General features: G+C 73.1%; 17 protein-coding genes. 8 read left to right on the forward strand and 9 right to left on the reverse strand.

Translation table 11 applies throughout. From position 1 onward, the window contains the following. Positions 1–59: 59 nt before the first annotated feature. Positions 60–1514 (reverse strand): aminopeptidase P family protein, encoded by a 1455-nt coding sequence (locus ABEB06_RS30425; protein ID WP_345700115.1) that lies wholly within the window; start codon positions 1512–1514, stop codon positions 60–62. Positions 1515–1719: 205 nt separating this feature from the next. Between ABEB06_RS30425 and ABEB06_RS30430 the strand changes: the two genes are divergently transcribed. The 7 genes from ABEB06_RS30430 to ABEB06_RS30460 all read left to right on the forward strand — a co-directional run bounded on the left by ABEB06_RS30430 (position 1720) and on the right by ABEB06_RS30460 (position 11775). After that, the gene (locus tag ABEB06_RS30430; protein WP_345700116.1) at positions 1720–3456 is read left to right on the forward strand and encodes an ABC transporter substrate-binding protein; all 1737 of its coding nucleotides are present in this window, start codon (positions 1720–1722) and stop codon (positions 3454–3456) included. Positions 3457–3472: 16 nt separating this feature from the next. Continuing rightward, positions 3473–4432 (forward strand): ABC transporter permease, encoded by a 960-nt coding sequence (locus tag ABEB06_RS30435; RefSeq protein WP_345700117.1) that lies wholly within the window; start codon positions 3473–3475, stop codon positions 4430–4432. Next, positions 4429–5418 carry an ABC transporter permease gene (locus ABEB06_RS30440; protein WP_345700118.1) on the forward strand — a complete coding sequence of 330 codons (990 nt, stop codon included), beginning with the start codon at positions 4429–4431 and terminating at the stop codon, positions 5416–5418. Before ABEB06_RS30435 ends, ABEB06_RS30440 begins: the two co-directional genes overlap by 4 nt. Continuing rightward, complete coding sequence (locus ABEB06_RS30445) at positions 5415–6392, forward strand: ABC transporter ATP-binding protein (RefSeq protein ID WP_345700119.1); 978 nt, start codon at positions 5415–5417, stop codon at positions 6390–6392. Before ABEB06_RS30440 ends, ABEB06_RS30445 begins: the two co-directional genes overlap by 4 nt. Then, positions 6389–7411: an ABC transporter ATP-binding protein gene (locus ABEB06_RS30450; protein ID WP_345700120.1), complete on the forward strand. Its 1023-nt coding sequence runs from the start codon at positions 6389–6391 to the stop codon at positions 7409–7411. The genes ABEB06_RS30445 and ABEB06_RS30450 overlap by 4 nt, the downstream gene beginning before the upstream one ends. A 155-nt stretch (positions 7412–7566) precedes the next feature. Next, the gene (locus ABEB06_RS30455) at positions 7567–9912 is read left to right on the forward strand and encodes a collagenase (RefSeq protein WP_345700121.1); all 2346 of its coding nucleotides are present in this window, start codon (positions 7567–7569) and stop codon (positions 9910–9912) included. A gap of 93 nt (positions 9913–10005) precedes the next feature. Next, on the forward strand, positions 10006–11775 hold the full coding sequence (locus tag ABEB06_RS30460) for a glycoside hydrolase family 36 protein (protein WP_345700122.1): 1770 nt from the start codon (positions 10006–10008) through the stop codon (positions 11773–11775). Between the two features lie 30 nt (positions 11776–11805). Here ABEB06_RS30460 and ABEB06_RS30465 read toward each other — a convergent pair whose 3' ends face one another. The 8 genes from ABEB06_RS30465 to ABEB06_RS30500 form a co-directional block, all read right to left on the reverse strand. After that, positions 11806–12180, reverse strand: a complete 375-nt coding sequence (locus ABEB06_RS30465) for a hypothetical protein (protein WP_345700123.1) — start codon at positions 12178–12180, stop codon at positions 11806–11808. A gap of 55 nt (positions 12181–12235) precedes the next feature. Then, positions 12236–12661: a roadblock/LC7 domain-containing protein gene (locus tag ABEB06_RS30470; protein WP_345700124.1), complete on the reverse strand. Its 426-nt coding sequence runs from the start codon at positions 12659–12661 to the stop codon at positions 12236–12238. A 37-nt stretch (positions 12662–12698) separates the two neighbouring features. Then, entirely contained in the window at positions 12699–13556 is an 858-nt protein-coding gene (locus ABEB06_RS30475; RefSeq protein ID WP_345700125.1) for a transcriptional regulator, read from the reverse strand. Then, positions 13556–13939: a hypothetical protein gene (locus ABEB06_RS30480; protein ID WP_345702041.1), complete on the reverse strand. Its 384-nt coding sequence runs from the start codon at positions 13937–13939 to the stop codon at positions 13556–13558. Before ABEB06_RS30480 ends, ABEB06_RS30475 begins: the two co-directional genes overlap by 1 nt. Positions 13940–14088: 149 nt before the next feature. Next, positions 14089–15369 carry an MFS transporter gene (locus ABEB06_RS30485; RefSeq protein ID WP_345700126.1) on the reverse strand — a complete coding sequence of 427 codons (1281 nt, stop codon included), beginning with the start codon at positions 15367–15369 and terminating at the stop codon, positions 14089–14091. Next, positions 15366–15956: a winged helix-turn-helix domain-containing protein gene (locus ABEB06_RS30490; RefSeq protein WP_345700127.1), complete on the reverse strand. Its 591-nt coding sequence runs from the start codon at positions 15954–15956 to the stop codon at positions 15366–15368. Before ABEB06_RS30490 ends, ABEB06_RS30485 begins: the two co-directional genes overlap by 4 nt. A 63-nt stretch (positions 15957–16019) precedes the next feature. Next, a complete protein-coding gene (locus ABEB06_RS30495; protein ID WP_345700128.1) occupies positions 16020–18326 on the reverse strand; it encodes an immune inhibitor A domain-containing protein in 2307 nt (768 codons plus the stop codon). A gap of 117 nt (positions 18327–18443) precedes the next feature. Beyond that, a complete protein-coding gene (locus tag ABEB06_RS30500) occupies positions 18444–20549 on the reverse strand; it encodes a S9 family peptidase (protein WP_345700129.1) in 2106 nt (701 codons plus the stop codon). A gap of 96 nt (positions 20550–20645) precedes the next feature. On the opposite strand from ABEB06_RS30500, the gene ABEB06_RS30505 reads away from it, so the two are divergent. Then, positions 20646–21800: an aminotransferase class V-fold PLP-dependent enzyme gene (locus tag ABEB06_RS30505; protein WP_345700130.1), complete on the forward strand. Its 1155-nt coding sequence runs from the start codon at positions 20646–20648 to the stop codon at positions 21798–21800. Positions 21801–21803 lie beyond the last annotated feature (3 nt).

Here is a 21803-nt window from a genome sequence, read left to right on the forward strand (position 1 = left end):
ATCAGATCATGCCGGGTCAGCTGGAGCGCGCTCCAGGCATTATCCGGCGCGGGCCGCGGTCAGCCCAGCAGGGCGCCCATCCACTCCTCGACGTCGTCGGCGGTGCGCGGCAGCTCGGCGGACATCAGCCGCGCCCCGTCCGCGGTGATCACCAGGTCGTCCTCGATCCGGACGCCGATGCCGCGCAGTTCGAGGGGCAGCGTCTCGTCGTCGGGCTGGAGGTAGAGGCCGGGTTCGACGGTGAGCACCATGCCCTCCTCCAGCACGCCGTCCAGGTAGGTGGCGGCCCGGGCCCGGGCGCAGTCGTGCAGGTCGAGGCCGAGCATGTGCCCGCTGCTGCACAGGGTGTAGCGGCGGTGCAGGCCGACGTCGTCGCGCAGCGACTCCTCGGCGGGCACCCGCAGCACCCCCCAGTCGGCCAGCCCCTCGACGATCACCCGCATCGCCGCGCGGTGGAAGTCGCGGAAGGAGGCACCGGGCTTGAGGGTGGCGATGCCGGCGCTCTGGGCGGCCAGCACCAGGTCGTACACCTCGCGCTGGACGGGGGAGAAGGTGCCGCTGATCGGCAGGGTGCGGGTGATGTCGGCGGTGTAGAGGGAGTCCGTCTCCACGCCGGCGTCGAGCAGCAGCAGCTGGGTGGGGTCGAGCGGGCCGTCGTTGCGGATCCAGTGCAGCGAGCAGGCGTGCGCGCCGGAGGCCACGATGGTGTCGTAGCCGACGCCGTTGCCCTCGGCGCGGGCGCGCTGGTTGAAGGCGCCCTCCAGCCAGCGTTCGCCGCGCGGGTGGCGCAGCGCCGCGGGCAGGGCGCGGACCACGTCGGCGAAGCCGGTGACGGTGTGGTCGACGGACAGCTGCAGCTGCTCGACCTCCCAGGCGTCCTTGACCAGGCGCAGCTCGGCGAGGACGGCGGCGAATTCGCCGTCGGCGAAGGCGGTGGCGGCACACGGGCGCCCGGTGGCGGCGTCCACCGCGGGGTCGGTGCCGGTGAGCACCCGGGTGGCGGGCTGCGGGCCGTCCAGCAGGGCGGCGAGCCGGTCCAGGTGGACGGTGCGGATGCCGGTCAGCTGCTCGGCCTCGGCCAGTTCGGGGCGGCGGCCGACCCAGAACTCGCCGTGCCGGCGGTCGCCGTAGAACTCCCGGCTGCCGGGGGTGCGCTGCGAGCGCGGCCGGGCGTAGAGCACGGCCTCGCCGGTGGGTTCGACGACCAGGACGTGGCCGACCTGGTCCTCGCCGGTGAGGCCGGTGAGGTGGGCGTACGCGCTGTGCGGGCGGAAGCGGTAGTCGCAGGAGTTGGACCGCACGTGCAACTGCCCGGCGGGGACGACCAGCCGCTCGCCGGGGAAGGCGGCGGCCAGCCGGGCGCGCCGGGCCGGGGTGACGTGGTGGCCGGGGGTGCGGGCGTCGGCAGGCAGCGGGGTGGGGGCCCAGCCCTGGGTGAGGAAGGCGGCCAGGGTCTCGGAGACCGGGAGGTCGTGGCTGCCGGTGGCGAGTGCGGCGAGGGGGTCGGCGGTCATGGCTGCTCCTGGGTGCGGCGCGGAACCTGCGAACTATGAGAAGTGGGACACGGGTTGCGGAAGGTCAGGACACGTCTCGATAACGGCCCGCACACCTCTTGCGCTGTGAAATTTCACATTACTATGTTACGGGTCACACCTCAGAGCGGGCCAGATGCGGCCGGGTAGATCCCGAAGAGCGGCCCCCCATCGTGGAGTTGCACACATGAACAGGCGTACCCACACCGCCATCGCGGCGGCCATCGCGGCGGCACTGACCCTCGGACTCGGCGCGTGCAGCAGCACCGGCGGCGACGCGGGCGACGGCGGCCAGCAGGGCGTGACCACCGAGGGCAACGGCATCATCGGGGGTACGCCGGTCAAGGGCGGCACCCTCACCATCCTGTCCAACCAGGACTTCGACCAGCTCGACCCGGCCCGCAACTGGACCATGCCGGTCATGGACGTCGGCGTCCGGATGCTCTACCGCACGCTCACCACCTTCAAGGCCGCCCCGGGCTCCGAGGGCCTGAAGATCGAGCCGGACCTGGCCACCGACCTCGGCACCCCGAGCGACGGCGCCAAGACGTGGACCTTCCACCTGAAGGACGGCCTCAAGTACGAGGACGGCACCGCGATCACCGCGGACGACATCAAGTACAACGTCGAGCGGTCCTTCTCGCCCGAGCTGCCCGGCGGCCCGGACTACGCGGTGCGCTACCTCAACGCCCCGGCCGGCTACCAGGGCCCGCTCAAGGGCGAGCGCCTCGGCAAGGAGGCCATCGAGGTCCCGGACGCGAAGACCATCGTCTTCCACCTCAAGCGCCCGGTCGCCGAGTTCGGCTACACCGTCACCCTGCCGACCTTCGCCCCGGTGCCGAAGGCCAAGGAGACCGGCGCCAACTACAGCAACCACCCGGTCTCCTCCGGCCCGTACAAGATCGAGACCTACGACCGCGGCAAGCGCATGGTGCTGGTCCGCAACACCAACTGGGACCCGAAGTCGGACACGGTCCGCAAGGCGTACCCGGACAGGATCGTCGTCGACCAGACCCTCAAGGGCACCGGCATCGCCGACCGGCTGATCGCCGACCAGGGCGAGGACAGGAACGCGATCTCCTACGTCGACCTGACGCCGTCGAAGATCAGCGAGGTGCTGACCAACCCCGACGTCAAGAAGCGCCTGATCAGCGAGAACGCGGGCTGTACCACCAAGCTCGACATGAACACCACCAAGGCGCCGTTCGACAACGCCAAGGTCCGCCTGGCCATGCAGTACGCGGTGGACAAGGAGGCCTTCGCGGCCACCACCGGCGGCCCGGCGTTCAACGACATCGCCACCACCTACCTGCCGCCGGTGCTCACCGCGGGCAACCCGATCGACCACTTCCAGATCAAGCCGGCCGGCGACCCGGAGAAGGCCAAGGCGCTGCTGACCGAGGCGGGCCTCCCCAACGGCTTCGAGACCGAGCTGGTCACCTCCACCGGCGGCAAGCCGCAGGCCGAGGCGATCCAGGCGGCCCTGAAGCGGGTCAACGTCAACGTCACCATCACCACCGTCGACCCGACCGCGGTCAACTCGATCATCGGCGACAAGGACAAGCAGCCCGGCCTGGCCAACCTCGGCTGGTGCCCGGACTACCCGTCCGCGGCGACCTTCCTGCCGATGATCTTCGACGGCCGGCAGATCAAGGACAAGGGCAACCAGGGCGACATCACCCGCTTCAACGACCCGGAGACCATCGCCGAGCTGGACCGCATCGCCGACATGGCCGACCTGCAGAAGGCCAACACCGCCTGGCTGGCGCTGGACGCCAAGATCATGGACAAGTCGCCCGCCGTCCCGCTGGTCTGGCAGAAGAAGCCGCTGCTGGTCGGCTCCAACATCGCCGGCGCCTACGCCCACCCGGTGTGGGCCGGCCAGATCGACTACGCCGTCATCGGCCTGAAGTCCGTCGGCTGACCCGGACCGACCTCCCATGACCGCCCCGATCCTGACGGAAGCGGCCGAGGGTGAGGGGGCGGCGGAGCAGACCGCCGCCCCCGCCTCCCCCTGGGCCCTCGCCTTCCACCGACTGCGCCGCCAGAAGGCCGCCGTGACCGGCCTGGCCATCATTGTCTTCTTCGTCCTGGTCGCCGTCCTGGCACCGGTCCTCACCGCGATCAGCGGCACCGGACCGGCCGACATCGACAAGAAGGCCGTCAACCCCTACCTCGGCGGACTGCCCCGCGGCAGCTTCGGCGGCATGAGCCCCCAGCACTGGCTCGGCGTCGAACCGCTGCTCGGCCGCGACATCTTCGCCCGGCTGGTCTACGGCGCCCAGATCAGCCTGCTGGTCGCCTTCAGCGCCGCCCTGCTGATCACCCTGATCGGCGTCTCGCTCGGCATCGCCGCCGGCTACTTCGGCGGCCGCGTCGACGCCGTGATCAGCCGGCTGATGGACGTCATGATGTCCTTCCCCAGCCTGATCTTCATGATCGCGCTGCTCTCGGTGGCCCGTGACGTCAACCGCGTCCTGCTGCTGATCGGCGTGATGAGCTTCTTCGGCTGGCCCTACATCGCCCGGGTGATCCGGGGCCAGACGCTCTCGCTCAAGCACCGCGAGTACGTCGAGGCCGCCCGCGCCTGCGGCACCCGCAGCAGCCGGATCCTGCTCGCCGAGATCCTGCCCAACCTCACCGGCACCGTCATCGTGTACGTCACCCTCGCCATCCCCGGCCTGATCGGGGCCGAGGCGGCGCTCACCTACCTCGGGGTCGGCATCCGCCCGCCCACGCCCTCGTGGGGGCAGATGATCGCGGACTCGGTGCTCTACTACAAGGTCGACCCGATGTTCTTCGTCCTGCCCAGCGCCTGCCTGTTCCTGGTGGTGCTCGCCTTCACCCTGCTCGGCGACGCCCTGCGGGACGCCCTCGACCCGAAGGGCAGCCGGACGTGATCGGATTCCTGCTCCGGCGGACCGCCGCCATGCTGGTCACCCTGCTGGTGATCTGCGCCCTGACCTTCGCCGTCTTCTACCTGCTGCCCAACGACCCGGCCGCCCAGTTCTGCGGCAAGGACTGCTCGGTGGAGCGGATCGCGCTGGTCCGCCAGCAACTCGGCCTGGACGACCCCCTGATCGTCCAGTTCGGCCGCTACGTGGTCGGCATCTTCGCCGGCCAGACCTTCGGCTCCGGCCAGTACGCGGTCAGCTGCGACTTCCCGTGCTTCGGGTACTCCTTCCAGAGCGCCCAGCCGGTCTGGGACCTGATGATGGACCGCCTGCCGACCAGCGCCTCGCTGGCCGTCGGCGCGGCCGTCCTCTGGCTCGGCCTCGGCGTCTCGGCCGGCGTGCTCTCCGCGCTGCGCCGGGGCACCTGGATCGACCGCACCGTCATGGTCGGCACCATCGGCATCGCCGCCCTGCCGGTCTACTTCACCGCGATGATCCTGCTCTACGTGGTCGTCACCCTGCTCGGGATCCTGCCGTACCCGCGCTACATCGCCTTCACCGAGAACCCCGGCGGCTGGATCGCCAACCTGATCCTGCCGTGGATCACCCTCGCCCTGATCAACGCCGCCATCTACGCCCGGATGACCCGCAGTTCGGTCATCGAGACGATGGCCGAGCCCTACGTGCGCACCGCCCGTGCCAAGGGCCTGCGCGAGCGCCGGGTGGTCGGCCGGCACGGCCTGCGGCCGGCCCTCACCCCGGTCGCCACCATGCTCGGCATGGACCTCGGCGGCCTGCTCGCCGGCGCCCTGATCACCGAGTCGCTGTTCAGCCTGCCCGGCGTCGGCAAGCTGTTCGCCGACTCGCTCAACAAGGCCGACCAGCCCGTGATCATGGGCATCACGCTGCTCGCCTCCTTCTTCATCGTCACCTCCAACCTGGTCGTGGACCTGCTCTACGCCTGGATCGACCCGAGGGCGAGGCTCGCATGACCCTTCTCCACGTCTCGGACCTCTCCGTGGAGTTCAACACCGCCGAAGGCGTCGTGCGGGCCGTCAAGGGGGTCGACTTCAGCGTCGAGCGCGGCCGCACCCTCGGCATCGTCGGCGAGTCCGGCTCCGGCAAGTCCGTCACCTCGCTGGCCGTCATGGGCCTGCACCGCGGTGCCACGGTCACCGGCTCCGCCAAGCTCGACGGCACCGAACTGATCGGCGCCGACGAGGAGTCGCTGCGCCGGCTGCGCGGCCGCCGGATGGCCATGGTCTTCCAGGACGCCCTCACCTCGCTGCACCCGTACTTCACCGTCGGCGACCAGATCGCCGAGGCGTACCGGGAGCACCACGGCGGCAGCCGCAAGGCCGCCTGGGCGCGCGCCGCCGAGGTGCTCGGCGACGTCGGCATCCCCGAACCCGCCCGGCGGGCGGGGGAGTACCCGCACCAGTTCTCCGGCGGCATGCGGCAGCGCGCGATGATCGCCCTGGCGCTGTCCTGCGAACCCGACCTGATCATCGCCGACGAGCCGACCACCGCGCTCGACGTCACCGTGCAGGCCCAGGTGCTGGAACTGCTGATGAAGCTCCAGCAGGAGCGCGGCCTGGGCATCGTGATGATCACCCACGACCTCGGGGTGATCGCCCGGGTCGCCGACGAGGTCCTGGTGATGTACGGCGGCTCCGCCGCCGAACAGGCCCCCGCCGACTCGCTGTTCGCCACCCCGCGGCACCCGTACACCCGCGGCCTGCTGGACTCGCTGCCGCGCCTGGACGCCGAGGACGGAAACGCCCTGCGGTCCATCCCCGGCAGCCCGCCCTCGCTGCTCTCCCCGCCCGACGGCTGCGCCTTCCACCCCCGCTGCCCGGTCTACGCCGCCGAGCGCAACCCGCTCTGCACCGGCGAACGCCCCCGGCTGCGCCAGGTCGCCGACGCCCACCGCAACGCCTGCGTCCTCGATGAGGTGACCCGATGACCACCGAGACGACCACCACGGCCGCCGAGACCCGCACGGTCGGCGAGGCGCCGCTGCTCAGCGTCCAGGACCTCGGGATGACCTTCCCCGGACCGCGCGGCGTCCTGAGCCGCAGGGCCGGCATCAAGGCCGTGGACGGCGTCACCTTCGACGTGCGGCCCGGCGAGACGCTCGGCCTGGTCGGCGAGTCCGGCTGCGGCAAGTCCACCACCGGACGGATGCTGGTCCGCCTGCTCGACCCCACCGCGGGCCGGGTCAGCTTCCGCGGCGCCGACATCACCCGCACCGGACAGCGCGAACTGCGGCCGCTGCGCAGCAAGTTCCAGATGATCTTCCAGGACCCGTTCGCCTCGCTGAACCCGCGGCAGACCGTCCAGCAGATCATCGCCGCGCCACTGCGCGCCCAGGGCGTCGCACCGGACGCCGTCCGGCGCGAGGTGCGCGACCTGGTCGGCCTCGTCGGCCTCGCCCCCGAGCACCTGGAGCGCTACCCGCACCAGTTCTCCGGCGGCCAGGCCCAGCGCATCGGCATCGCCCGGGCGCTCGCCACCCGGCCGGAGCTGGTCGTCGCCGACGAACCCGTCTCCGCCCTCGACGTCTCCATCCAGGCCCAGATCGTCGGCCTGATGGAGCGGCTGCAGCGCGAACTCGGCGTCGCGTACGTGTTCATCGCGCACGACCTCGCCGTGGTGAAGCACATCAGCCACCGGGTCGCCGTGATGTACCTCGGACGGATCGTCGAGATCGGCGGGAAGGACGAGGTGTACGCCGACCCGGCGCACCCCTACACCAAGGCGCTGCTCTCCGCCGTGCCGCTGCCCGACCCGGCGGCCGAGCGGGCCCGGGAACGGATCGTCCTGCTCGGCGACCCGCCCAGCCCCGCGAACCCGCCCAGCGGCTGCACCTTCCACCCGCGCTGCCCCAAGGCGCAACCCGTGTGCAGCACGGAGCGACCCCTGCTCCGGCTGACCGCGCCGAGCGGAACCCGGCAGGCCGCCTGCCACTTCCCCGAAGCGTAGGAAACCGCCTGCCCCAGGGGCGCGAGGAACTGCCCGACCACCCACCTTCCGTCACCCGTGGCTGGTCGCGCAGTTCTCCCCCGGCCTCCGGCCGGGAGGTAACCCCACGCGCCCCTGGCGGGGCGCCGATCCTCTCCCCCACTCGGAGGACCCCCATGTCCCACCGCAGAACCCGCAACCTCCTGCTCGCGGCCACGCTGGCCGCCTCGTTCACACTGCCCGCGGCGCAGGCGCTCGCCACGCCGACGCCGACGCCGACCACCGCGGCTCCGGCCCCGGTGCCCGCGCCCGGGGACCCCAACGCCTACGACGAGGTCGACCGGCTCGGGACCGCGACCGCCCGGCCGGGCGGGCCGGCCCCCGCACCGGGCGGCGGGTCGCTGGGCGACTCGCCGATCCCCGGCGCACTGCCGGACCGGGTCGGCCGTCCCGCGCCGACCGCCGGTCAGCAGGCGGCGTCCGCCGCCACCGCCCCGGCGACCACCGCCGCCGGGGTGCCGTGCACCCTGGACGGCATGACGGGCCTCGGCCCGGCGGCGCTCGGTGACTTCCTGGCCGACCCCGCCGTCACCCTGGACTGCCTGAACGGCTTCCTGTGGAAGTGGGACGCCCGCTACGCCACCACCATGGACGACGCCCACGTGCAGGCGGTGGCCGCCAAGGCCCAGCAGCTGGCCGCGACCAACGACCCGAACCTGTTCCAGATCTGGACCTTCCTGCACGCCACCGTCTACCACGACTTCTCGCACGCCGAGATCGACACCACCGACGCCGCGACGGTCGGCTCGATCCAGCGCGCGATCGACGCGCACCTGGCGGGCGGCCACGCGTTCGACACCACCGAGGCGGCCGGCCTGGTGCTGCGCGAGCTGGGCACCACCGCGACCGCGCCGGGCCTGCGGCAGAACAACCTGGGCCTGGTGAAGCAGGTGCTGTCCCGCTTCGGCCCGGGGACCGCACTGGCGAACAGCTGGGCGTGGGGCGGCGCCGCGCTGTCCGCGCTGAACATCAACTACCTGGGCATCTACAACCGGGACGCCGCCTTCACCGCCGCCGTCGAGGCCGACCCGGCGTACCGCGCGGTGTTCCGCGCCTTCGCGACCGCCGGCCACCTCAAGGGCACCCAGAACGAGTGGCTGGCCCGCGACGCGATGGCGGAGTACGGCCGCTTCGGCCAGATCGACGCGCTCAAGGCGTCGGTCACCGCCGAGATCGGCCGGCTGCTGGCCGACACCAAGGCCACCTTCGGCGAGTACTCGGCACCGTGGATCAAGGTGGTCGGCTGGGCCAACACCTACGGGGTGTGCGCGCAGTACGGCGTGTGCACCGACCAGATCGAGGCCAGGCTCTTCCCGTACACCTACAAGTACGACAACGGCGCCGTCGCGGTCCGCACCGGCCTCGACAAGGCCACCGTCGACCAGATGTACTACGCGTCGAAGCAGGTGAAGAACCAGTTCTTCCGCGTCCTCGGCACCGACGTCCCGCTGGTCGGGGACACCAACGCCACGCTGAACATCCACCTGTACGCGACCCGCTCCGACTACGAGGTGTACCACCCGCTGCTGACCGGCATGGGCACCAGCAACGGCGGCATCTACATCGAGCGCGGCGCCACCTTCTACACCTACCAGCGCACCACCGCGGAGTCGTACCTGACGCTGGAGGAGCTGTTCCGGCACGAGTACGTGCACTACCTCAACGGCCGCTGGGCGGTGCCGGGCTACTTCGGCGACAGCCGCTGGTACTCGGGCGACCGGACCACCGCGATGGACGAGGGCACCGCCGAGTTCTTCGACGGCTCGACCCGCGACCAGGGCGTCCTGGTGCGCAAGTCGCTGGTCAACAAGCTGGCCCAGGACGAGGCGGCCGGCATCCCGCGGCTGACCGTCGACCAGGTGCTGCACGCGACCTACGACGACACCCCGGCGTTCCACTTCTACAACTACGCCGGCACCTTCTTCGAGTTCCTCTGGACCAGCCACCCCTCGCTGCTGCGCGAGATGTACGGCTACCAGCGGGCCGACGACCCGGCCGGCTTCGACGCCTGGCGCACCCGCCTGGGCGCCGACGCCGCGCTGAACGCCGAGTACTGGGCGTTCCTGGACGCCCAGATCGCCAAGGTGGGCTCGCTGTACGTGCCGAACACCTCGTTCACCGCCAACGGCGCGCTGGACTACGCCTACCCGTCCGAGGTGCGCGACGCCTTCACCAGGTCCGCGTACACGACCCCGGACTGCAAGGACAACGGCGACTGGGACAACAAGCCGATGCGGTTCGTCTGCACCGGCCGGATCACCGCCAACCTGGCGGACTCCGGCAACCCCGACCAGGTGTTCAAGGACATGTCGGCGACCGTCGACTACTTCGTCCTGGAGCGCACCAGGAACGCCGCCAACAACCTCAACGACATGAACTGCTGGTTCGGCAAGGTCGACGTCTGGCCGAGCGGCCGGGCCGGCACCGCCGACTACACCTGCGAGGGCCCGCTCCGCCGGTGACGCAGCAGCACCCGACTCCCGCACGGGCCGGCCGTCTCACCGCTTCCGCGGCCGGCCCGTGCGGGCACCACCGCACCTGAGAGGAACCACCGCGTGACCGCGCTGTCCTGGGACGGCTCCGCCCCGCCCTCCGGCCGTACCGAGACCACCCTGACCGTCGACGCCGGCCCGCTGCGGCTGCGCGTCACCGCGATCGGCTCGGACCTCCCGCCCACCGTGACCGTCACCGAGCAGGACACCCCCGGCGTGCTGCTGGTGGACGCGGCCTGCCCGACGCCCGGCGCCCGGCTGCGGGCGGAGTGGCAGCTGCCCTGCACCGGCGCCACCGGCTACTGGACGCCGACCACCAACTCCCGCTGGCTGCCGCCGTCCTGGGCGCTGCCCCGGGAAGCGTCGGTGGCCAAGGGTGCTCCGGTCGGCAGCCTGGTCGGCCCGGACGACGCCGCACTGTGCACCTACGCGGTGGGCGAGCCGGTCCGGCCGGTCAGCATCGGCGAGGGCGCGGTCGAGGAGACCGGCGCGTTCAGCTGGTGGGTCGAGCACGAGGGCCCCGGGCTCAGCCTGCGGCTCGACCTGAGCGGTCGGCACTTCGCCGACACCGTGCGCGCCGCGGCCGGCTGGTGGGCCTCCCTGCAGGGCCCGGCGACCGTCCCGGACAGCGCCTTCGACCCGGTGTTCTGCACCTGGTACGCGCTGCACCTGGCGATGACCTCCGCCGACGTGGAGCGGCTCGCCGCGCTCGCCGCGCCGCTCGGCTTCCGCTCGCTGATCGTCGACGACGGCTGGCAGACCGACGAGCGGTCCCGCTCGTACGCCACCACCGGCGACTGGCGGCCCGCCCCGGCCGGCTTCCCCGACTTCCCCGAGCACGTGAAGCGGGTCCAGGCGCTCGGGCTCAACTACCTGCTGTGGTACGCGATCCCGTTCGCCGGCGACCGCAGCGCCGCAGCCCGCGAACTGGCCGGGCACACCCTGGCCCACCTGCCGGCGCTGGAGACCTTCCTGCTCGACCCGCGCAGCGCCGCGGTCCGCGACCACCAGGTGGCGCGGCTGGCGGCCGCGGTCGAGGAGTTCGGCGTGGACGGGCTCAAGGTCGACTTCGTCGACACCTTCGCCCGCCCCGCCGAGACCGCCTCCCCGGAGGCCGACTGCCCGACCGTGGCCGAGGGCGTGCACAAGCTGCTCGCCCAGCTCGACGCCCGGCTGCGGGCCACCCGCCCCGAGGTGCTGGTCGAGCACCGGCAGGGCTACGTCGGGCCGGGCCTGTGGCCGTTCGCCACCATGGTCCGCGCCACCGACTGCCCGCACAACGCCGCCGAGAACCGGGCCCGGACCGCCGACCTGCGGCTCACCGCCGGCCCGCTGGCGGTCCACGCCGACCCGCTCACCTGGCACCCCGAGGAGAGCCCCGAGCAGATCGCGGTGCTGCTCCAGTCGGTGCTGTTCGCCACCGCCCAGGTCTCGGTGGAGCTCTCCGCCCAGGGCCCCGGCCAGCTGGCCGCGCTGCGGTTCTGGCTGGCGGTGATGCGCGACCACCGCGACCTGCTGCAGCGCTCCGGGCTGCGCCCGCACCGCCCGGACCTGGGCTACCCGGTGATCGAGGCGCGCGGCGAGCGGGCGCTGGCCTTCGGCCGGTACGCCCCGCTGCCGCTGCGCGCCGAGGGCGACTGGGAGCTGCTGCTGGTCGCCAACGCGGACCAGGACACCCTGGTCCGGCTGGTGTTCGACCGGGCGCCCGGGCCGGTGTCGCTGCTGGTGCAGGACTGCCTGGGGGCCGAGGTCGCCACCGCCGAGACCCGGGTGGACGGCCCGGAGCTGGCCCTGCACGTGCCCACCGGCGGCCTGCTGACGGTCCGCCGGTAGGGCCCCGTCGCGGTAGGGCCCGCCGGAGGGTCAGACCTCCAGGTCGGCCTCGATCTTCTTGAGCTGGTGCCGGGCCATCGCCAGGTTGGCCCGGTTCCGGTCCAGCGCCAGGTAGAGGAACAGGCCCTTGCCGGAGCGCGCGGTCAGCGGCCGGATCAGGTGGTACTGGCCGGACAGGGTGATCAGGATGTCCTCGATCGCCTCGTTGAGGTTGAGCAGCTCCATCGCGCGGAGCTTCGCCCGCACCACGTCGGTGTTGCCGGCCGCCGCCACATTCAGGTCCAGGTCCGGGCCGCCGCCGAGGGTGCCCAGAGCCATGCCGCTGTTGTAGTCGACCACGGCGATGCCGATGCTGCCCTCGATCGAGGACATGATTTCCTTGAGGGCGGTGTCGATGGTGGCCATGTGTTTCTCTTCCTGTCGGTTTGTCGATGTTCGGTGGACGAGCGGGTGGCTGCGGTCAGCCGCGGTCGAGTTCGGCGTCGGCCAGCGCGGCGATCCGCGCGCCGGCCCGGCGGGCTTCCAGGTGGAGCCGGCCGACGTTGGTCTCCGGTCCGGCCATCAGGGTGAGCACGGTGTAGGCCCCCGCCGCGTAGGTGGCGGTGTAGCCGCGCTCGCCTCGGGTGAGCAGCTCGCGGAACGACCCGTGGCCGGTGGCCTCGGCCAGCCGGGCACCGACGCCGAGCGCGGCGGCGGTCAGCGCCGCCACCGACTCGGCCTCCAGGCCGCTGGTGTCGTGGGCGACGACGAGGCCGTCGGTGGTGGCGACCAGGCCGCCGGTCAGGTGCGGGATCCTGGCGCGCAGGCCGCGCAGTTCGGCCTGGACCTCGGGTTCGGGCAGCACGGTTGTCCTCTTGGCGGTGAGCTGTCGCAAGGTCCGCCTCATGACTTCGTCGGCGGGACACAGCGGGCGGGCGGCGGGGTCACAGGGCCTCCAGAGCGGCGCGTAGTCGAAGGAGCAGCCCCACCTCCGGATCCGCCGGGTCGTAGGTGCGGGGGCCCGGCGGCAGCGAGACGTCGGGCAGGGCGGCCGGTTGCCCGACCGCGACCGGTGGCGGAGGAGGGGTGGCCGGCTGCGGACGGGCCTCCAGCAGTCCGGCGGCGGCCAACTGCCGGACGTCCAGCAGCGTGCCGAAGGCGGAGCGCCCGATCAGCCGGGCGATCTCGGGGGCGGTGCGCGTGCCGTCGCAGGCGGCCAGCAGCGCCTCCCGGCGGCGGACCGGGACCGCGGGCCGGCGGACCGGCGCGCCGTGGCGGCGCAGCAGCGGCACCGCGTCCACCGCGGTGGAGGGCCAGCAGCGGTCGAGCAGCGCGCGCCGCCGGCCGACCACGCCGCGCAGCTGGTGCACGGTCAGCGGCCGGGTGAGGCGGAAGCGCGGCAGGGCCAGGGCGTCGAAGGTCAGCTCGCCGCCGTGCTGGCCGAGCGCGAAGTGCGCGGCGTCGAACAGCGCGGTGAGCCGGCAGAGTTCGAGCTCGCCGCGGCCGACCTGGCCGGCCGCCAGCAGGTACTCGGCGAGCCGGCCGGCGCCCAGCAGCTCGGCGTCCTCCCAGTCCCGGGCCGCGATCCGGCCGCTGCCGGTGAGCAGTTCGCCGACGCCGGCGGCGGCCGGCGCCTCGGCGTGCACCACCTGGCCGTAGGCGAGGTGGACGGTGCCCTCCGGGCCGGCCAGCGAGCCGGTGGCGTGCTCGGCGGCGAGGTCGGTGAGCGCGGCCTCGAAGGTGGTGGCGGGCGCGCAGGACGAGCGGTGCCGGCGCGGCAGCGGGGCGGGTGCGGTGCGCATCAGACCAGCACCAATCGGTCGGCGACGGCGGCCAGCCGGATCCTGGCCATCGCCAGGTTCGCCTTGTCCCGGTCGAGTCGCAGGTAGAAGAAGACGTTGGAGTCGAAGACGGTGTCGACGAAGCGGATCAGGTGGTACGCGCCGGCCGAGCTGACGATCACGTCCTCGGCGGGGGCGGCGCCGGTCGCCGGGTCGGCGAAGGACGGGGTCTGGGTGACGGCGCGGGCCAGCTCCGTGGCGTCCGCCGCGCCGGCCTCGTGGTCGCCGTCCGGGCCCTCGCCGGCGGTGCCTATGGCGAGGCCGCTGGTCCAGTCGACCAGGCTCACTCCCAGGGCGCCGGTGATCCCCATGGCTTCCGCAAGGCACTCCTCGATCCCCGGCACTGACTGCTGCCCCTCCCCGCGCGCGGCCACGGCGCGCGCCCCTGCCACCGCCGTCACCTGCGGTAGTCTGACCAGGACGCAACGCTACCGGGGACACTCGTGCGAGGGGAGTCTTTCTCGCATATCCGTCGGGCATATGCCCGAATGCGCTAGGGTGCGCCGTCCCCTGACGGGATGTCAGGCAGTTCCCGCATGCGCGGGATCGGCGAGGCCACCACCCACAGGAACGAGGCCAGCGCGCCCACCGCGGCGATCCACAGCGCGGGCCGCAGCCCCAGGGTGGCGCCGAGTGCGCCGCCGAGCAGCGAACCGATCGGCCGCACGCCGTAGTTGACCGCCTGGTACGCGCCGGAGACCCGGGAGCGCAGGGCGTCCGGGATCACCCCGGCGAAGATGGTCCCGGCCGTGATGTCCAGGATCATCACCCCGACGCCGGAGAAGAACTCGGCGGCGAACAGCAGCCCCAGGGTGCCCGGGCCGGAGCCGTGCACGGCGGGTACCAGCAGCAGCGGCGCGGGGAAGAGCACCAGGCCGAACACGAAGGCCGGGCCCACCCCGATCCGCCGGGCCAGCCGCCCGGTGACCAGCGCGCCGAGCACCGTGCCGACCGCGGCCGCGCCCAGCACCGCGCCGAGCAGGCCCGCGCCCAGCCCGAGGTCGGTGGTGGCGTAGAAGACGAACAGCGCCGCGAAGACGAAGGTGAACAGGTTGACCGTGGCGGTGCCGAGCAGGGCCGCCCGGATCACCGGGTTCCGCCGGATCCAGCGCAGGCCGGCGCCCAGCGCGCCCCGTCCGGCGGGTTCGGCGGGCGGCTCGGCCGGGTCGATGCGGGCCAGGAAGAAGGCCGAGGCGAGGTAGGAGAAGGCGTCCGCGACCAGGGCCAGCGGCGCGGCCAGCAGCTGCACCAGCAGGCCGCCGGCGCCCGGTCCGGCGACGTAGGTGACCGCCCGGCTGCCCATCAGCAGCGAGTTGCCCTGCAGGTAGCGGTCGGCGGGCACCAGGGAGACGAACAGCGGCGGGTTGCAGACGTTGAAGAACACCGACAGCGCGCCCACCCCGAGCACCACGGCGTACAGCTGGGGGAGGGTCAGCACCCCGAGGGCGTAGGCGGCCGGGACGGTCAGCAGCAGGGCGGCCCGGCCGAGGTCGGTGGCGATCATCACCTGGCGGCGCCGGGCGTACCGGTCGGCCCAGCTGCCCGCGTGCAGCGAGAGCAGCAGGTACGGCAGCCAGCCGGCGGCGGCCAGGTAGCCCATCTGCGCGGCGTCGGCGTGCAGTGCGGAGATGGCGATCAGCGGGACGACCAGCATGGTGACCTGGTCGCCGAGCGAGGAGACGGTCTGGCCGGTCCAGTACCTGCGGAAGGCGGTGTCGCGCAGCAGCGCGGCTGTCCGGCCGGTGCCGGCGGGGGAGTCGAGGAGGGCGGTCACCGTCGCACCTCCGGGCCGGCCGGGAGGGCGAGCTGGACCAGCACCACCGGGCGGCTGCCCTCGGGCTGCCGCCCGGGGTCGCGCACCCGCTCCAGGTAGGGCCGGGTGAGTTCGGCGAACCGCTCGGTGAGCTCGGCGAGTTCGGCGGCGGTGACCTGGACCACGGTGTCCCCGGCGCCGGCCGCCTCGCGCCACTCCCGCGGCTCGTCGGCGGAGGCGGCGAGCCAGTTCACGGCGCGCTCGTAGTGGCTGTCCAGGACGGCGCGCTGCAGGGCCTCGCCCGCGGTGGCGGCGGCCGGGTCGTCCGGGGCCGCGTCCCAGCTGGTGAAGGTCGCGGTGGCGCGCCAGGGCTTCTCCCGGCCGCGGCCGCCGCCGGCCTCCTCGACCAGCCCGTACTTGGCGAGCTGGCGCAGGTGGAAGGAGCAGCTCGCCACCGACTCGGTGCCGAGCAGCTCCGCCGCGCGGGTCGCGGTCAGCGGACCCTCGCGGCGGAGCAGGCCGACCAGGGCCATCCGGGTCGGATGGGCGTAGGCGCGCAGGGCGCGCGGATCGGTGAGCCGGATCTCGGTCGGCGGGTCGTCGCTCATGGATGTAAAGCTATCTTTAGAAAGAACTCTTTACAAGCGCCGCCCCGCCTCCGTCGTGCGGGTTCAGGACGCGGGGCCGACCTTGATGGTGGTCAGCCGCCCGCCCTGGGTCTCCCGGACGACCTCGATCTTCGTGTTGGTGTCCGGCACGGCCACGCCCAGCTGCGGGATCGCCGGGTCGGTGTACACGCCGGTGCGGTCGTTGAACGCCGTCACCGCGGGCTCCGAAGGCACCACGGTGGCCACGCCCGCCTTGTGCAGGGTGAACGAGGTGGTCGGCTGCAGCGAGAAGGTCGCGTCGTAGCTCTGCGACCGCCCGTTGGTGACCGTCCCGTCGGCGAACCGGGTCGCCTGCGGGTGGGCGTCGACCGGCAGGACCAGGCCGCCGCCCAGGTGGTCCTTGGTGTTGTTGTCGCCGTAGGAGGTGTCCCACAGCCACACCAGGACGCCCTGCTGGTAGGGGTAGTTGTCGATGACGTTGGTCTTGCCGGTGACGCCCGAGTACCCGAAGTTGTACGGGCCGGTCTTCAGGTAGGCGCCGTAGCCGACGTACCGGCGGTTCTCCACCAGGTACGCCCGCGGGTGCTCCTTGACCGCGTCCTTGCCCTTGATCACCGAGAAGCCGCCGGTCCGGGCCCAGCCGCTGCCGCCGCCCTCCGCGCCGTCCTGGACCACGGCGGTGCCGTCGGCGGTCACCTTGACCGCGTCCAGCAGCACGCCCTTGCCGTGGGTGTTGGAGTCGGAGGTGACGTGGAAGCGCACCTGCACGCTCTTGCCCAGGTAGGCGTCGAGCGGGATGTCCAGCTGCCGCCAGGCGTTGGAGGTGCCGGACAGGCCGGGCACCAGCGCCGTGGTGTTGCCGATCGGGGCGCCGTCCACCGTGCCGCCGAGCGCCGTCCACGACTTGCCGCCGTCGGTGGAGGCCTCCACCGTCAGGAAGTCGTAGTCCTGCTCGATGTCGTACCAGGTGGCCGCCGAGATCGACGCCGAGGCGGTGGCGCCGGTCAGGTCGACGGTGCGGGTCAGCGAGGCGTCCATGTAGTCGCCGGTGTCGCTCCACCACTGCGAGCCGCCCTCGTAGGGCTCGGCCAGCGTGGTGGTGGTGCGGCCGGCCGGCAGGTGCACCAGCACCGCCTGCGCCTGGTCGGTGTTGTAGCCGCTGACGCCCAGGGTGTGGCTGGAGCGGGTGGCGGCCTGCGCCTCGTCGTAGTTGAGCCAGCCGAGCTGCAGCTTGCTCCAGGCGTCCAGGTCGCCGGGGAGCGAACCGGTGGTGTTCTTGCCCCGGCCCAGGTACGAGGCGGAGGACATCAGCGACCAGAAGTTGACCGAGTTGTCGCCGCCCGAGGTCGGGTACAGGTCCGGCAGGCCCAGGTTGTGGCCGTACTCGTGCGAGAAGAGGCCGACGCCGCTGTTCTCGCCCGCCTGCACGTAGTCGTAGACGTACAGGCCGCTGTCGCCGACCTGGGCGCCGCCGATCCGGTTGCCGGCGGGGCCGGTCTGGCCGGTGGGGTCGGGGAAGGTCCAGGACCGGTGCGCCCAGAGGGCGTCCTGGCCCTGGGCGCCGCCGCCCCAGGTCTCGTCGACGCCGGCGTGCACCACGATCACGTTGTCGAGGTAGCCGTCCGGCTCGTCGAAGTTGCCGTCCTTGTCGAAGTCGTACCGGTCCTGGACGTCGTACTGCGCCAGCTCGGCCTTGACCGAGGCGGCGCTGCGGCCCTTGGCGATCTCGCCGTCGTACCAGGCCTTGGTGGCGTCCCGGACGAGCTCCTGCGCCTGGGTCCAGGCGCCGCCGCCCTGCGGGCCCTTGTTGGAGCCGTAGCGGGCCTCGTTCCACGGCAGCGTCACCCAGTCGGAGACGGTGCCCTCGATGTCGTACCGGCCCGAGGACTGGGTGCGGTAGTAGTTGCGCATCGAGTTGGCGCCGGGGGTGTCGTCGAAGAACATCCGCTGGTAGTAGTCGCGACTGAAGTCGCTCTCCCAGTAGGTGTGCGTGTCGTCCTTGCCCGGCTTCGGGATCTGGTTGTGCTTGGGGCCCGGGGTCCCCGCGTAGCGGGGCTGGCCGTTGTAGAGGGTCGAGTTGTCGACCTGGTCGCCGAACTGGGCGAGGATCACGAAGACCTTGTCCGTGCGCTGCTGCGCGAGCTGGACGTAGTCGTTGCCGATCTTCACCTTCTTCGGCGTGGTGCCCTCGGCGCTCTTGGCGACGGTGCCCTGGTTGACGCCGGCGAGCGCCTCGGTGCGCAGGGCCTGGCGTCGGCGCTCCTGCGGGGCGAGCGGTGCCGCGGGGGCCTCCTGGCCCTCCGCGCCCTGGTTCTGGGCCAGGGTCGGGGAGTGGGCCACCGGCGCTGCGCCGGCGGGGGGTACTGCCACGGCTATCGCGCTGGAGGCCAGCGCTACCGCGATTGCGACGGAAAGTCTGCGCAACTGACCTGTCCTTTCCGGACGGTGGGTGGTGTTGAGCGCGGGTAATATTTCACATGTCATCGGTCACATGGAAGGGTTTGGGCCAGGGTTGATGTCGAGCGCGTTCCGCAGGAAGGCCAGCTCGGCCGCCGCGACGGCCTCCAGCCCGCCGTCCGGCGTCATGTGGCTCACCCCCGGCAGCGGCAGCACACCGTGCGGCCGGCCCGCGCGGGTCAGCGCCTCGGAGAGGAGCAGGGTGTGCGAGGGGTGCACGTTGTCGTCCGCCAGGCCGTGGATCAGCAGCAGCGGCCGGGACAGCCCCGGCGCGTCCGGGATCAGGCAGTCCGCCAGGTAGCCGTCCGGGTTCTCCTGCGGCAGGCCCAGGTAGCGCTCGGTGTAGGCGGTGTCGTACAGCCGGAAGTCGGTCGGCGGGGCACCCGCGCTGGCCGCGTGGAACACGTCCGGGCGGCGCAGCACCGCGAGCGCGGCAAAGTACCCGCCGTACGACCAGCCGCGCACGCCGACCCGGCCGAGGTCCAGGTCCGGGTGGTCGGCGGCGAGCGCCTGCAGCGCGGCCACCTGGTCGTCGATCGCCACCTGCGAGAACCGGCGGAAGATCGCCCGGGTGAACTCCGGCGAGACGAACGGGGTGCCCCGGTTGTCGGTGGTGACCACCGCGAAGCCCTGGTCGGCCCACCACTGCTTGAGCTGCCAGCGGCGCGGCTCGTTGGCCACCGCCTGGTAGCCGGGGCCGCCGTAGACGTCCAGCAGGACCGGGAGCCGGGTGCCCGCCGCGTGCCCGCGAGGGTACACCACGGCGGTGGGCAGGCCGAGTTCGGTGACCCGGGCGAGCTTCGGGGTCACCCGGTGGGGGAGCGGCGCGGCCAGGTCGGCCAGCGGGAAGTCGCCGTCGGCGGTGTGCAGGGTGCGGCGTACGCCGGCCTGGGTGGCCGAGGTGAGCAGCAGGGTGCCGCCGTTCACCGCGGTCGCGCTGTGCACGCCGGGGCCCTCGGTGAGCCGCTCGGGCGCGCCGCCGTCCGGGTCGAGCAGGAAGAGCTGCTGGTCGGCCGGGTCGCCCTCGCCGCCCTCGATCAGCAGCCGGTCGCGGTAGGTGCCGACCACCCGGCGGACCTGCAGCCGCTCGTCGGTGAGGATCCGGCCGTCCAGCGCCACGCCGCGGGCCGCAGGGGTGTCGTACGAGGTGAGCACCCGGCCGTCGGCCAGCCGCTGCGGCGTGCCGGGCAGCGGGTCGACCCAGAACTCGTCCGTGGTGAGCGCGAGTTCGGTGGTCTTTCCGGTCGCCGGGTCGGCGCTGAGCAGCACGACGCGCTGCTGCAGCCGGTCGGCGACGGTCAGCAGCAGCTCGCCGTCGCCCTCCCAGCCGGCCGCGGTCAGGTAGGGGAACTCGTCGGTGTCCCAGAGGATCCGGACCCGGCCGCCGTCCAGGCCGAGCACCCAGAGCTGGAGGTCCGCGTTGGGGCCGCCGGCCTGCGGGTAGGCGAACGACTCGGGGGCCCGCTCGGGGTGCGCGGGGTCGGCGAACCACCGCAGTGGCAGGGCGGATTCGTCGATCCGGGTGACCAGCAGCGCCGAGCCGTCCGGCGACCACCAGTGGCCGCGGGTGCGGCCCAGCTCCTCGGCGGCGGCGAACTCCGCCACGCCCCACACCGCGCCGTCGCGCGGGCTGAGCGGGGCGTCGGCCGGCTGCTCGCCGGTCAGCCAGAGCTGCCCGCCCGCGACGTACGCGACCAGGCTCCCGTCGGCGCTCGGGCGGGGGTCGAACGCGGGCCCGGCGACCGGGAGTTCGGTGGTGGATCCGGTGGCGGTGTCGGTCCGGAAGACGCGGCCGTCCAGCGCGAAGACGGCGGTGGCCAGGTCGCCGGTGGCGGCGAAGGAGCCGATGCCCGGCGCCCACAGCCGCAGCCGCTCGCGCAGCCGGCGCTCCAGCACCGGCAGGTCGGCCGGGTCGCCGGTGCGGCCGGGGGCGAGCGCCGCCGGGTCGGCGACCAGGGTCTCCCGGCGGGTGGTCAGGTCCAGCAGCCAGAGCCGCTCGACCGGGTCCTCCGCGCCGGTGGAGCGCAGGAAGAGCAGGCGGGCGCCGTCCGAGGAGAGGGCGGCCGCGCGCGGGGAACCGTAGCTGAAGCGGCCGGTGCGGGCGCTCAGCGCGAGGAAGGGGTCGGTGTGGGTCACCCGCCGATGGTTGCCGCGACCCCCGCCGTTCGGCTAGAAGTATGCAGTGTGAAATGTCACACAACATAAAATTCGAGACGACCCCTGGACGAAGCGATGACCCCACCCCTGCCCGGTACCGGAAACCTCTTCACCCTCGACCCGGAGGTGGCCCACCTCAACCACGGCTCGTACGGCGCCGTCCCGGTCCCCGTGCAGCGCGTCCAGGCCAGACTCCGGGCCGAACAGGAGCGCGACCCCGACGGGTTCTTCCTCGACCTGCCCGACCGGATCGCCCGGGCCCGCGCCGAGGTCGCCTCCGCGCTCGGCGGCGACCCGGGGAAGCTCGCCCTGCTCACCAACGTCACCGAGGGCGTCGCGGTCGCCCTGGACACCGTCCCGCTCGGACCCGGCGACGAGGTGCTGGTCACCGACCACGGCTACGGCGTGGTCACCCGGGCCGCCGAGCGGCGCGCCGCCGAGACCGGCGCCACCGTGCGCTGCGTCCGGATCTCCCCGCACGCCCCGGACGAGGAGGCGGTCCGCGACCGGTTGCTGGACGCCGTCACGCCCCGCACCCGGGTCGCCGTGCTCGACCTGATCACCTCGCCCACCGCCCGGGCGATCGCCACCCCCGAGCTGCTGGCCGACCTCGCGGCCCGCGGCGTGGTCACCGTGGTGGACGCCGCGCACGCCCCCGGCATGCTGCCGGTCGACCTGGGCGGCGCGGCCGGCGGCGCCGACTTCTGGGTCGGCAACCTGCACAAGTGGGCCTTCGCCCCGCGGGCCGCCGCCGTGCTCGCGGTCACCGCGGCCTGGCGGCCCAAGGTCCGCCCGCTGATGCTCTCCTGGGAGCACGACCGGGGCTTCCCGGCCCGGGTCGAGTGGCGCGGCACCTGCGACTACACCCCGTGGCTGGCGGCCCCGGCCGGCTTCGCCCTGCTGGAGAAGCTCGGCACCGACCGGGTCCGGCGGCACAACGAGGCGCTGGTCGGGCACGGCCGCCGGCAGCTGGTCGAACGCGCCGGGCTGCGCCCGCTCGCCGAGTGCGCGGGCACCTCGATGCGGGCACTGCGGCTGCCGCCGGGGGTGGCCGAGAGCGAGCACGCGGCGAAGGCGCTGATGGTCGCGGTCCGCCGCCGGCTCGGGGCCCGGATCGCGGTCCGGCCCTGGATCGGCGGCGGCGTCCTGCGGATCAGTGCCCAGGTCTACAACCGCCCGGAGGAGTACGTCCGGCTGGCGGACGGGCTGACCCACCTGATCACCCGTTAGGGA

The sequence above is a fragment of the Kitasatospora terrestris genome, from assembly GCF_039542905.1.
Classification (GTDB): Bacteria; Actinomycetota; Actinomycetes; order Streptomycetales; family Streptomycetaceae; genus Kitasatospora; species Kitasatospora terrestris.